This window comes from Sphingomonas sp. OK281, assembly GCF_900115295.1.
Taxonomy (GTDB): domain Bacteria; phylum Pseudomonadota; class Alphaproteobacteria; order Sphingomonadales; family Sphingomonadaceae; genus Sphingomonas.
This window is the reverse complement of record NZ_FOVZ01000005.1, coordinates 117,075-129,107: the sequence shown is the minus strand read 5'-3', so window position 1 is coordinate 129,107 and position 12,033 is coordinate 117,075. Positions and strand designations below refer to the sequence as shown.

13 protein-coding genes are annotated in these 12,033 nt (G+C 65.4%); 2 read left to right on the top strand and 11 right to left on the bottom strand.

The genetic code is table 11. The annotated features are described in order from the left end of the window. Window positions 1-48: 48 nt before the first annotated feature. From BM244_RS17270 to BM244_RS17255, 5 genes are all read right to left on the bottom strand, one after another. Window positions 49-1,728, bottom strand: coding sequence for a TonB-dependent receptor (locus BM244_RS17270; RefSeq protein WP_217649152.1), 1,680 nt, complete (start codon window positions 1,726-1,728; stop codon window positions 49-51). Window positions 1,729-1,743: 15 nt separating this feature from the next. Continuing rightward, window positions 1,744-2,571: a TonB-dependent receptor plug domain-containing protein gene (locus BM244_RS23390; protein ID WP_217649151.1), complete on the bottom strand. Its 828-nt coding sequence runs from the start codon at window positions 2,569-2,571 to the stop codon at window positions 1,744-1,746. A gap of 79 nt (window positions 2,572-2,650) precedes the next feature. Continuing rightward, entirely contained in the window at window positions 2,651-3,004 is a 354-nt protein-coding gene (locus BM244_RS17265; protein ID WP_093400170.1) for a FecR family protein, read from the bottom strand. Window positions 3,005-3,011: 7 nt separating this feature from the next. Further along, complete coding sequence (locus BM244_RS17260) at window positions 3,012-3,590, bottom strand: FecR family protein (protein ID WP_093400169.1); 579 nt, start codon at window positions 3,588-3,590, stop codon at window positions 3,012-3,014. Continuing rightward, window positions 3,548-4,120, bottom strand: coding sequence for an RNA polymerase sigma factor (locus BM244_RS17255; protein WP_093400168.1), 573 nt, complete (start codon window positions 4,118-4,120; stop codon window positions 3,548-3,550). The genes BM244_RS17260 and BM244_RS17255 overlap by 43 nt, the downstream gene beginning before the upstream one ends. A gap of 225 nt (window positions 4,121-4,345) precedes the next feature. On the opposite strand from BM244_RS17255, the gene BM244_RS17250 reads away from it, so the two are divergent. Then, window positions 4,346-5,356 (top strand): NAD(P)H-dependent flavin oxidoreductase, encoded by a 1,011-nt coding sequence (locus BM244_RS17250; protein ID WP_093400167.1) that lies wholly within the window; start codon window positions 4,346-4,348, stop codon window positions 5,354-5,356. Window positions 5,357-5,678: 322 nt separating this feature from the next. Here BM244_RS17250 and BM244_RS22750 read toward each other — a convergent pair whose 3' ends face one another. From BM244_RS22750 to BM244_RS17235, 4 genes are read right to left on the bottom strand one after another with little or no spacing between them, the layout of a single operon-like run. Further along, on the bottom strand, window positions 5,679-5,915 hold the full coding sequence (locus tag BM244_RS22750) for a hypothetical protein (RefSeq protein WP_139226962.1): 237 nt from the start codon (window positions 5,913-5,915) through the stop codon (window positions 5,679-5,681). Beyond that, window positions 5,893-6,594: a RibD family protein gene (locus BM244_RS17245; protein ID WP_093400166.1), complete on the bottom strand. Its 702-nt coding sequence runs from the start codon at window positions 6,592-6,594 to the stop codon at window positions 5,893-5,895. Before BM244_RS17245 ends, BM244_RS22750 begins: the two co-directional genes overlap by 23 nt. A gap of 51 nt (window positions 6,595-6,645) precedes the next feature. Continuing rightward, window positions 6,646-6,972 (bottom strand): carboxymuconolactone decarboxylase family protein, encoded by a 327-nt coding sequence (locus tag BM244_RS17240; protein ID WP_093400165.1) that lies wholly within the window; start codon window positions 6,970-6,972, stop codon window positions 6,646-6,648. Next, the gene (locus tag BM244_RS17235; RefSeq protein WP_093400164.1) at window positions 6,972-7,370 is read right to left on the bottom strand and encodes a (R)-mandelonitrile lyase; all 399 of its coding nucleotides are present in this window, start codon (window positions 7,368-7,370) and stop codon (window positions 6,972-6,974) included. Before BM244_RS17235 ends, BM244_RS17240 begins: the two co-directional genes overlap by 1 nt. 94 nt (window positions 7,371-7,464) lie before the next feature. Here BM244_RS17235 and BM244_RS17230 point away from each other — a divergent pair, with 94 nt between their 5' ends. Further along, window positions 7,465-8,358, top strand: coding sequence for a LysR family transcriptional regulator (locus tag BM244_RS17230; protein WP_093400163.1), 894 nt, complete (start codon window positions 7,465-7,467; stop codon window positions 8,356-8,358). Window positions 8,359-8,546: 188 nt separating this feature from the next. Here the strand turns inward: BM244_RS17230 and BM244_RS17225 are convergent, their stop codons facing one another. Both BM244_RS17225 and BM244_RS17220 read right to left on the bottom strand, forming a co-directional pair. Next, window positions 8,547-9,629 (bottom strand): CaiB/BaiF CoA transferase family protein, encoded by a 1,083-nt coding sequence (locus BM244_RS17225; protein WP_093400162.1) that lies wholly within the window; start codon window positions 9,627-9,629, stop codon window positions 8,547-8,549. Then, entirely contained in the window at window positions 9,626-11,782 is a 2,157-nt protein-coding gene (locus tag BM244_RS17220; protein WP_093400161.1) for a PQQ-dependent dehydrogenase, methanol/ethanol family, read from the bottom strand. Before BM244_RS17220 ends, BM244_RS17225 begins: the two co-directional genes overlap by 4 nt. Window positions 11,783-12,033: the final 251 nt, after the last annotated feature.

Sequence of the window (12,033 nt, the reverse complement as noted above, 5' to 3'; positions counted from 1 at the left end):
CACCTGTCGACAGGAGGCAGAGGGGGCGTTCGCGATGCGCGGCGAAGATCAGAAGTGGACCCGAACGGTGCCGAATACCTGGCGCGGCGCGGCGGTTTGCAGCGTCGTATAGGTGCCGTTCGGATCGGAGGTGACGAACCCGGCGGTGCCGGTCGAGGCGATGTATTTCTTGTCGAACACGTTCACCAGGTTGAACTGGACATCGAACATACGGCTGAACCGATAGCCGGCCGACAGGTTGACGTTGACCGCGCCGGGCAGCTTCGCATCGTTGAGATAGCTGTAATAGCGTGCGCTGCGGTAATGTGCATTGACCCCGCCCCACACCGTGCCGTCGTCGTAATTGAGTTCCGCACTGCCGACGTTCCTGGGCGACGCGACGACCTGCTTGCCCTTGGTGGCGACGACCGCGCCGCCGAGCGGCTGGACATCGTCGTCATAGGTCGCGTCGTTATAGGCATAGCTGCCGTAGAGCGACCAGCCGGGCGCGAACTTCCAGTTGGCCGCCGCCTCGACGCCGCGCGACGAGACGCTGCCGACGTTCTGCAACACGTTCTGGTTGCCGACGAGCGTCGCGCTGATCGACGAGGCGAGCAGACGGTTGGAGAACTTCACGTAATAGCCGGTCAACGACATCTGCAGATCGCGATCGTGGAAGCGGTAGCCGCCCTCGAACGTGTTGGTCATCTCGGGCTTCAGGCCGCTGCGGATAAAATCGAACCCTGCCTGCGAGCTGCTCGAGAACGGGCCGCTCGAGGTCGACGCGACAAACGCTGCCATGTTGCGCGTGTAATCGGCGAACACCTCGTTGTTTTCGTCCAGCGTATAAAGCGCCCCGACGGTGGGCAGGAACCAGTTCTTCGCCTGGATCGAACCGTCGATCGGCTTGGTGCTGACGACGCTGTGCGCGCGGTTGGTCGAGACCACGCCCTTGACGCCCGCGTTCAACCGCAGTGCGCTGGTCGCCTGCCACGTGTCGCTGATGTCGAGCTGGACGGTGTTCGTCACGTACTCGTTGTAGAAATTGGTCTTGAACGGGTTGGTGTAGAATTTCTGGAATTCGCTCGGCGCGACGCCCTTCTGCAGGCCGTAGAGATACGAACCCTGATCGAAGGCATTGCGCTCGTACCAGATACCCCCTTCGATCTTGTGATCGCCGGTGTCGAACTTCAGGCGCGAGATCACGCCCTTGCGGTTGATGGCGTAGCGCAGCGCCGACACCGACACGGGCGAGCCGCCAAACGCCGCGGGCGTCGCGCTGTACGGGCTCGCATACGTGCCGATGCCCTTGTCGAGATGGATGTAGCCGGTGGTGAAACCCGACAGCCGCGGGCCGATCGCATAGTCCAGCTTCTCGTATGCCAGCAGATCGCGCCGTACGCCGCCGCCCTGATAGATCGCGTCGTCCGCCGACACGAACGGCGCCGGTGGCGTGCCGCCATTCTGGACGATCGTGGCGAGTTGCTCGGCCACCGCGAAATCGCGGATATTGTCGAACTTGTAGCCATAAGCCTTGAGGCGCGCGAGCGAGACGTCGCCGTAATCGTCTTCGCGCCGATCGATCAGGTTCAGGAACGTCGTCGACTTGACCGCATCGCCCAGGGGCTGGACATATTTCGCATTGACCTGATCCTGCACCTGCTTGCCCCAGCCGCGCCACTTGCCCTGCCGGTCATGCGCATAGGACACCGCCAGCCGTCCGCCCCACGGCAGGTCGCCGCTGTTCACGCGAGCAAAGGAGCGCTACGAATTGGCGCTGCCATAGCTCTGCTCGACATCGATGCCGAGTTTGTCGGTGGGGTCGATCGAGGTGAAGTCGACGGTGCCGCCGATGTTGCTGGTCGATGCGGTGCCGAGCGCGCCGCTGCCCTGCGACAGCGTCGCGGCGCCGTTGTTCTCGCTGAGCAGCGCCCGGTTGATCGAAAGGCCGTTGTTGTTGCGGTACTGCATGTTGCCGAGCGGCACGCCGTCGAGCGTGAAGCCCATCTGGTCGGTGAGGAAGCCGCGGATCGAGATCTGCGTCGCGGCCTCATACGTCCCGTGCGCGTCGGAGGAATCGAAATTCACGCCGGGCAACCGGCCGAGTGAGCGCAGCGGCGACGAGCCGCCGGTCAGTTTCGCCATCGCCTTGGCGGACACCGTCTGGACCTGGCGGGACTGACCCTGGCCGAGCACGACGATATCCTGCCCTGCGGCGGCTTCGGTGGCAGCGGTTTCGGTCGCGGCGGTTTCGATCGCGGTCTGGGGCGGTTCGACAGGGGTAGCCTTCAGCGCAATCAGCGAGGCGGTTTCCTCGGCGATCGTCAGCCCCTGTCCGGCGATCAGACGGCGCAGCGCCTCGCCGCGCGTGAACCGACCGCGCAGCCCGGCTGCCCGGCGATGGGCGACGGCGTCGTACGGAAAGCTGACATGCCGGCCGGCCTGACGCGCGAACTGGTTGAGCGCGGTAGCGGTGTCGGATGCCTTGATATCGAACGCGACGCGTGGTGCCTGCGCCTGTGCGATAGCGGCAACGGGTATCGCCGCCACCCCCACCGCAACGATGGCCGTCGTCGTCAGAAACTTGAACATGTAATCCCCGCATCGAACCGTGTGTCGAAGCAGGGATGGATGAGCGCGGACAAACCGCCATCGCGCCCGAAAATAAAATCTACGCGCGGGTCAGGACGATCCCCCCGGACGGGCCGGCGGTCGCGCGGATGCCGAACGAACTGTGCAGCGCGCGCAGGAATTCTACGGGCCTGGTGGTCGCGAAGCTCCCGCCCAGGCGGAGGCGCGACAGCGCAGGGTCGCCGATCACGATCTTGTCCGGCAGATACCGGTTCATCTCGGCCACCGCATAGTCGAGACTCTCGCCCTCGAGCACCAGCGTGTCGCGCCGCCATGCGGTGACGGTGGCGAGATCATCGCGCGCCTGGATACTAACCTGTCCCGCGGTGATCAGCGCGACGTCGCCCACGCCGATGCGCTTGGCCGAGCCATCCGAAACCCCGCCCGCTAGCACCGCCAGTTCACATCCCGCGCCGCGCAGCCGGACGTTGTACGCCCCCGGATCGAGCCGGAACTGCCCCCCCCGGCGTCAGCAAGTGCAGGCGATTGTCCGCCGCCAGCCGAACCGCGATCTCCCCGCGATCGAGCCAGAGCCGCGCGGGGGTGCCTTCGCGCCAATGGACGCGACTGTCGGTATTGAGGTCGAGCGTGATGCCGGGCGTCACCGCGACCGCCATCCGCTGGCCGACCCGCGTCTCCGCCATGTCGCGCGCCGCGGCACGGTAGGCGACACTGCCGCCGACCACCGCGACGGCGAAGACCGAGCCGGCGGCGCGGAGGACCCGGCGCCGGTTCGGCTGCTCGACGGTATCCGGCCAGGCGTGCGCAGGCTGCATCTCGCCGCGCACGCCTCGCACGCCGTCGAGATCGCGCCACGTACCGGCCACCTCGGCAAACGCCACCGCATGGCGGATGTCGGCGTTGCGCCAAGCCTCGAAGGCCGCGACATCCGCCGATCCCGCGTCGAGCGCGGCCAGCCATCCGGCAGCCTGCTCGGTCAGGTCGACATGACGTTGCGGGATATCGACAGGGCCGGACACGCTTCCTCCACCTGGGCCTCGCTCTCGCGCCTGGCTTTCGTGATGAGCGCCAGCCCCTTAGCGATATGCTTTTCCACGGTCGAGACCGATAGGGAAAGCGTTTCGGCAATCTGCGCCGGCGGAATGCCCTGGACCTTGCGCATGTGGAGGACGCGCGAGCATTGCGGCGGCAGCGCGTCGATCAGATCGAGCAGGCTTTGCAGCTCGGATCGACCGGAGGCGATTGCAAACGCATCCGGCGCCGGGTCTGCGACCTCCAGCATATCCAGCGACGCCAGCAGATCGATCCGCACGACGTTCGCCCGGCGCAGCCGCTCGAGCGCAAGATTATGCACGATCGTCATGACGAAGCCCCGCGGCGTCACGATAGCACGATGATCCGGCGCCTTCAGGACGCGCGCATAGGCGTCCTGAACCAGATCCTCGGCATTGTCGCGACCGCACAGATACGCCGCCTTTGCCCGATAGGCTGCCGCGTGCGGCAGCACCTCAGCGATAAACCAGCGATCGATGTCACGCAGCCAGCTCAACACACGCTCCAGAAGCTATGTTGGACCGCCTAGACCGGTATTCTTACACGACGGGGACAGTGCCATTACGATGGTGGATGCACCATTCAGCGCCTTCCACCCGATCGTAGCCGCGATCTTTCCCGACTACGCTCTCGCCAGCGTCGAACTTCGCGGAGTCGGGCACTAGAGATTGGAGCATGCGTGGAGCCTGACCAAAGGCATCACCCTCGAGGAACGAACACGATGCGGACCAGAATCACGGAACTGCTCGGGATCAAGACCCCCATCATGCAGGGCGGGATGCACTTCGTCGGACTGGCGGAACTCGCCGCTGCAGTCTCGAACGCAGGCGGACTTGGGACGATCACGGGATTGACGCAAAAAACTCCGGAGCGCCTGGCGTCCGAGATCGCGCGATGCAAGACGTTGACCGACCAGCCGTTTGCCGTGAACCTCACCTTTCTTCCGACATTCTCGGATCCCCCCTATGCCGAGTATATCGCTGCGATTGCCGAAGGCGGCGTGCGGGTCGTCGAGACCGCAGGTCGCAATCCGGCCGAGCATATGCAGGCCTTGAAAGCGGCAGGAATCAAGGTCGTGCACAAATGCACGTCGATCCGCCATGCGCTCAAGGCGCAAAATATCGGATGCGATGCGGTGAGTATCGATGGATTCGAATGCGGCGGACACCCCGGCGAGGACGATGTTCCAAATTTCATCCTGTTGCCGCTTGCGGCCAACCAGCTTTCTATTCCCTTCCTTGCGTCAGGGGGAATGGCGGACGCTCGGAGCCTCGTTGCAGCACTGGCGCTCGGCGCCGACGGCATCAATATGGGCACCCGATTCATCGCGACGCAAGATGCCCCTGTTCACCAAAACGTGAAACAGGCGCTTCTCGACGCCACAGAACTCGACACTCGCCTGATCATGCGTTCGCTGCGCAACACCGAACGGGTATTGGCGAACGCGGGCGTGGACCGCATCGTCGAAATCGAGCGTACCAAGGGTGTCGCACTCACCATCGACGACATCCGGGACGAGGTCATGGGCGTCTACCCCCGCGTGATGGTCGACGGAGATTTATCAGCGGGAGCCTGGAGCTGCGGGATGGTTGCTGGTCTGATCGACGACATTCCAAGCGTAAAGCGGCTGATCGACCGCATAATGCTCGAAGCCGAAGCCTTGATCCGAGACCGGCTTGCAAGTTTCGGCTCGCTCCCTTCCGGTGAACCACTTGGTCAAGGTGATCGGTAACAGTGTCGATCCACTAGCGCGGCTGTTACCGCGTGTGGGCTCTGCGCTGAGGGCGGTCCATCTTGCGTTTCGACTCCGTTCCGCACCGCCGTCCTCACAATAACGCCCGGTTTCGCCAGGAGCAGACTTGGAAGTCGCTCCATGGTGTTCGCACGTCGAAGTCGGTTGACGCAGATGAGGATCTGTCCTCAAGGGAGGTCGCGAACATCGGCGGAATTTCCCCCCGGTGGGTACAAAAGATGGGTACAGAGACCATTCGGCATGGGTACAAAAACGACGGTTTTCCGCCGATTTTACTACCCATAGACCCCTCCCGTAGGGGTCACCATTGGCGGGAAACGGCGATATTCAGCCGGGCCCGCGCGGCAAGTTGCCCTCGCAGCATCCAGCGTTTTGCCTCCGATTTCGACACCGATGTTTCGTGGTGGCCAACCAGATCCGTTTCCATCACGATCGCGTGAAGGTCGCCGGATATCGAATGCTGATGTCGGCCTGATTTATCCAGCAGGTTCCCGACGTGCCGGGTGCACGCCGTATTACGAGCCCGGTCGAACGTCATAGGTCAGGAGCACGACACCGTGCTCGAGCGGGGTTGCGCCGCGAAAGGTAAGTGCCACCGCGCTGCCGAAGCCTTCCGCCCCGTGCGAGACGATCCGCTGGCCACCTTCGCTGCCGTCGAGAGCGGGCGCGACGAGCACTAACAGTTCGTCGACGAGACCCGCCGCGAGCATCGATCCGTTGATTCCGGCACCGCCCTCGACGAGCAGCGTGCGAACCCCAAAATGCGAAGCCAGCGTGTCGAGTGCCGCGGCGAGATCGATATCGGCACCGCCGGCGACGATATAGGAGACGCCGTCGCTGGCGAGTTCGGCCAGATGCGCGTCCTCGACATCGCTGCCGAGCAGCACGATGACGCGATCGCCGTCGATGTCGCCCTTGTCGAAGTGCAGCTTTCCCGAACCATCGACGGCGACGGCATAGCGACTCCCAGGGTCAGCGGCGATGTGGACCGGCCGGGTGACCGGCGCCGATAGCGCGGGCCGGTGCGCGACCGCTTTCGACATCTCGGCCATCGTCACCCGGCCGACAAGCCACGCGTCGCCGGCGATCTCGGTGTGCAGCCGCTCGTAGACGCCGCTCCATTCCTTGCGCGTCCCGTCGGGGCTCGGCGTGTAGCGGCTTGGGTGGAGACCGCCGTCGATCGACGACATCATCAGGCAGATCACGTGTGGCTTCATGGGCGGTCCTTCGGTTTGCGCAGGCTGCAACGCACAAAGACGTTTCGCGGATCAGGCATCCGCGTCGGCAAACGCCTGCCGCAGCACGCCGATCGCCGTGTTCGCGGTCGGCCAGCCCGAATAGAAAGCGAGGTGCATCACGGTTTCGACCAGCTCCTCCCGCGTAACGCCGTTTGCGAGCGCGCGGGCGACATGGCCGGGCAGTTCGTTGTGACGATAGCCCGCGACCAGCGCCGTCACCGTGACGAGGCTTCGGTCGCGTTTCGACAGGCCCGGCCGTTCCCACACCTCACCGAAGAGGACACGGTCGGACAGGTCGGCGAAGTCGGGCGCGATATCGCCATACGCCTTCTGCGCAGCGGTCTGTTCGCCAGCCATTACGCTTCACTCCCCCGATAGTCGGCGTCCGAAACCTTCTCGAGCCAGTCGACAGCCTTGCCGTCCTGCATTTCCGCGATCGCGATATGGCTCATGGCGTTGTCGGGCGCAGCGCCGTGCCAGTGCTTCTCGCCCGGTGCGAAATAGACGATATCGCCCGCCCGGATGTCCTCGACCGGACCGCCCTCTCGCTGGACGCGACCGAGACCGAAGGTGACGATGATCGTCTGGCCCAGCGGGTGGGTATGCCATGCGGTCCGCGCGCCGGGTTCGAACGTCACGGTTGCGCCGCTCAGCGCGCCGCTGCCCTTGAACGGCGCATCGGTACGCACCGTGCCGGTAAAATACTCGTCCGGACCTTTGCCAGAAGGCTGCGATCCGTTGCGGGTGATATCCATCGTCCACTCTCCGTTTGATCGTGCCGATATGGCCGCGCCCCACCCATTCGATTAGATGCTGGATGTTGCATGGACCTATCGTTACCATTCATGAATGACGCGCGATGACCTTGTCGATCTCAACGCCTTCATGGCGGTGGCGGCGGAGCGCAGTTTCACCCGTGCAGCCGCCAAGCTCGGCACGTCGCAGTCCGCGCTGAGCCATACGGTTCGTCGGCTCGAAACCAGGCTGGGTGTCCGCCTGCTGACCCGGACCACCCGAAGCGTCGCGCCGACCGTCGCAGGGGAACGGCTGCTGGCGACATTGACGCCGGCGCTCGCGATGATCGATACCGAGATCGCCTCGCTCGGCGACCTGCGCGACAAACCACGTGGCCTGATCCGGCTGACGACGTCCGAACATGCCGCCGAAACCGTGTTGCTGCCGGCACTGGCGCCGTTCCTGGCGGCGTTCCCCGATATCCAGGTCGAACTCAGCATCGATTCCGGGCTGACCGATATCGTCACGGAGCAGTTCGATGCCGGCGTGCGGCTCGGCGAAGCGCTTGCCAAGGACATGATCGCGGTACGGATCAGCCCTGATTTGCGAATGGCGGTGGTCGGTTCGCCCGATTATTTCGAACAGCATGCGGCGTGCCTGACGCCACAGGATCTCGCGCAGCACAATTGCATCAACCTGCGGCTTCGGTCCGCCGGCGGCCTGTATGCCTGGGAACTGGAGCAGGGCGACCGCGAGATCCGCGTCCGCGTCGACGGCCAGATGTCGTGCAACAACACCGCCACGATCGTTCAGGCGGCGGTACGCGGTGTCGGTCTCGGCTTCGTCATGGAAAATACGGTCGCCGAGCATATCGCGAACGGCCGGCTGGTTCGCGTGCTGGAGGACTGGTGCCCACCGTTTGCTGGATATCATCTCTATTATCCCAGTCGCCGACAGCCATCCGCCGCGTTCGCGCTTCTCGTCGAGGCCTTGCGCCGCCGGCGTTGAGCGGGACGAACGCCGCGTTTGGGCGCCAGGACGCAGCGGAGAACGTCCTGTCGAAGTCTTACGCGCTACGGGCGATCGGGGGGAGACGAGCGCGATCAGGTTGTCGTCAAAGAGCCCTGCCAACCATCGTTCCGTGGCGATGGCTCCGGCACGCAGTCGTGAGGCATGCGATCCGGATACGCTCCGGGTTATCTGATCCCCCATGCGTGCAAGATCGCCGCACTATCGGTGCTTTCGGGCGGCACAGTCGTGGCCGGAGTCTTGGAGAAGCGCGGCGCCGGCATCGGCTGCATAGGCCCGGTGGGCGCGGCGAAGGTGGCACGCGCGCGGTTGTGGGCATGGTCGGGCGCTTCGGACAGCGACAGGACCGGCGTCACGCAGGCATCCGTACCGGCGAACACTTCCGCCCAATCGTCACGTGATCGTTCCGCGAACCGGCTGGCGAAGCGGTTGGCCAGCGCGGGCCAGGCGGCGCGGTCGGACTGGTCGATCCCGGCGGCATCCAGCGCCAGTCCGGCGAGCAGCGCGGCGAAGAATGCCGGTTCGATCGCACCGACCGCGACATGGCCACCATCCGCACACGCATAGGTTCGATAGAAGGGTGCGCCGCCGTCGAGCAGATTGGCCTCGCGCCTATCGCGCCAATGGCCGGCGGCATGCATCGCATAGAACATGGTCATCAACAGCGCGCTGCCATCGGTCATCGCCGCGTCGACCACCTGCCCCGTCCCCGTCGTTCGCGCCGATACCAGCGCCGAGACGACGCCAAGCGCGAGCAGCATCGTGCCGCCGCCATAATCGCCCACGAGGTTGAGCGGCGGCACCGGACGGTCAGCGCCGCCGATCGCGTGTAGCGCGCCGGTGAGCGCGATGTAGTTGATGTCGTGGCCGGCGATCTGCGCGAGTGGCCCGGTCTGCCCCCATCCGGTCATCCGGCCGTAGACGAGCTTCGGATTGGCAGCGAGACAGGCGTCGGGACCGAGCCCGAGCCGCTCCATCACGCCGGGTCGGTTCCCCTCCAGCACAACGTCCGCGCGTGCGACGATCGCCAGCGCGGTGTCGCGATCCGCCGCGCTTTTCAGGTCGAGCGCGATGTTACGACGCCCGCGGCCCAGGATCGGGCCGTCGGCGCTAGGACTGGGCGGCCGCCCCGCCCGCGATATCCGCACGATCTCGCATCCGAAATCGCCGAGGATCATCGCCGCCAGCGGCACCGGGCCGATCGCATCGAACTCGACGACCCGAACGCCCGCCAGCGGCCCGCCGGTCACTTCCTCGCCTCGGCAGGAAGATTGGCCTTCGCCCAGTTCGCTTCGCCGATCACGTAATAACGGACCGACTGCGCCTGTTGCGGCGTCATGACGCGGGCGAAGCTGACCATGCCCTGATCCTTCAGCACGCCGTCGATCAGGACCGCCTTCCACGCCTCCGCATTCGCCAGCGTGGCCGAGCGTTGCAGGTCGGGCGTCACGCCGCCGCCGGCCGCGTTGGCGCCGTGACAGACCTGGCAGTTGCGCCCGAACAGCGCCTTGCCCTCGGCGATCTGTTGCGGCGTTCCGGTCGGCGCCGGCGGGGCGAAGTCCGCCGGAACGGTGGCAGGCAACGCCGGCAGTCGGGCAGTGCCGCCCAGCTTGAACACCAGCACCCGCGGGATGTTCGGCACCGTCCGCGCGGCGCCACCCGCATAGCCCGCCGCCAGCGGGAACGAGCCACCCCGCCCCGTGGTCACCGCGACATATTGCACGCCGTTCACCGCAAAGCTGCTCGCGCCCGCCATGATCCCCGACTGCACCGGATAGGCGAACACTTGCCTGCCACTGTCGGCGGCATAGGCGCGGAACTCGCCGAGCGCGGTGCCTTGGAATACCAGATTGCCTGCGGTCGCCATCGTGCCGCCATTCCACGGCACCGGATAATCGACTCGCCAGCGTTCCTTGCCCGCGACCGGATCGAACGCCACCAGCGCGCCGACGGTCGCTTTGGTAGCACCCGCGACGATGTTCGGATCATGCGGCAACATGCCCTCGGAAAAATTCAGCCCGACGTTGAAGCCCAGCGGCTGGCGCGCGGCGTCCTGCGGCGTCAGCGGCGGGATATACGCCAGCCCGACCTCCTGCGCCGGGATGTAGACGAGCCCGGTCTTCGGACTGAAGCTCATCGGCTGCCAGTTATGCGCGGCGAGCGCGGACGGCACGCCGACGAACGGTTTCTGCGTCCGGTAATAGCGGGCCTCCGCAGTCTCCACGGGACGCCCATCCGGCCCATAGCGATCCGCCCAGTTGACCGACTTGATGAACTTGTTCGCGGCGATCGGCTTGCCGTTGGTGCGGTCGACGACGAAGAAGAAGCCGTTCTTAGGCGCCTGCATCAGGACCTTGCGCGGCGTGCCCCCGATCGGAATCGTCGCGAGGATGATCGGCTGAGTCGCGGTGAAGTCCCAGCTTTCCGCCGGCGTCTCCTGGTAATGCCAGAGATACGCGCCGGTTTCCGGCTTGAGCGCGACGACCGAGGACAGGAACAGGTTGTCGCCCTTGCCCTCGCTGCGCAGGCCGTGGTTCCACGGATTGCCATTGCCGACACCAATGTAGAGCTGGTCGAGTTCGGCATCGTAGACGATCGCGTCCCATACCGTGCCGCCGCCGCCCGACTGCTTCCATTGCCCGCCTGCGGACCAGGTCGACCCCGCCTTGGCCTTCAGCACCGCGTCGGACGCCTCGCCATCCGCTGCGCCGGTCGGGTTCGGGACGGTGTAGAACCGCCATTTCTTGGCACCGGTCGCGGCATCGTACGCCGTGACATACCCGCGCACGCCGAACTCCGCGCCACCATTGCCGATCAGCACCATGTCCTTCACGACGCGCGGCGCGCCCGTGATCGTGTACGGTTTGGCGTTATCTGTGGTCTGGACCGACCAGGCGGGCTTGCCGGTGTCGGCGTCGAGCGCGATCAGCCGGCCGTCGAGCGTGCCGAGATACAGCTTGCCCTTCCACGCCGCGACACCGCGATTGACCACGTCACAGCACGCGTCGACGCCCTTCGCCTTGTCGATGCCGGGATCGTAGGTCCACAGCGGCTTCCCCGTGACCGCATCGTACGCGAACACCTTCGACCACGGCCCGGTCACGAACAGCTTGCCATCGATGATGATCGGCGTCGCCTCCTGTCCCCGTGCGTCGGGCAGGTCGGCGGACCAGGCGAGGCCAAGCTTGCCGACGTTCGATGCGTTGATCTGCGTCAGCGGGCTGAAGCGTTGCTCCTGATAATTATAACCGGTCGCCGCCCAGTCGCTACCGGTGCCGCCGGTCGTCAGGTACGCACCGTCGATCTTGCCGACCCCGCTTGCCGCCGGCGTTGCCGTCTTGTCCTGCGATACCGTACAGCCAGCCAGCGACACCAGCGCGAGCGCTTCCCACCGAATCCGCATCCCGTCTCCTTCACGTCCGCTTGTGCGGATCAGGCATCGAGTGTGGCACGCCGTTCGAACCCGGCATAGTCGTTCGCGACCACCTTTCCGCAAATCGCCCGGCACACGCCGTTTCCCGTCTCGGTCGCGCAAGGCCGTCAGTCGACCGCACGCCCATGCGACACTGCGCGCGATCGATACGACCAGGGTGGCTGGCAGCGGTGGATTGCCCGGCTCGGCGGTATGCAGGAATTGTCCGGCGAAATCAGCGC

Coding starts and splice junctions, on each gene's coding strand:
- BM244_RS23390 (WP_217649151.1), bottom strand. CDS start 2,571: ATGTTCAAGTTTCTGACGACGACGGCCATCGTTGCGGTGGGGGTGGCG.
- BM244_RS17250 (WP_093400167.1), top strand. CDS start 4,346: ATGCGGACCAGAATCACGGAACTGCTCGGGATCAAGACCCCCATCATG.
- BM244_RS22750 (WP_139226962.1), bottom strand. CDS start 5,915: ATGACGTTCGACCGGGCTCGTAATACGGCGTGCACCCGGCACGTCGGG.
- BM244_RS17245 (WP_093400166.1), bottom strand. CDS start 6,594: ATGAAGCCACACGTGATCTGCCTGATGATGTCGTCGATCGACGGCGGT.
- BM244_RS17240 (WP_093400165.1), bottom strand. CDS start 6,972: ATGGCTGGCGAACAGACCGCTGCGCAGAAGGCGTATGGCGATATCGCG.
- BM244_RS17235 (WP_093400164.1), bottom strand. CDS start 7,370: ATGGATATCACCCGCAACGGATCGCAGCCTTCTGGCAAAGGTCCGGAC.
- BM244_RS17230 (WP_093400163.1), top strand. CDS start 7,465: ATGACGCGCGATGACCTTGTCGATCTCAACGCCTTCATGGCGGTGGCG.
- BM244_RS17220 (WP_093400161.1), bottom strand. CDS start 11,782: ATGCGGATTCGGTGGGAAGCGCTCGCGCTGGTGTCGCTGGCTGGCTGT.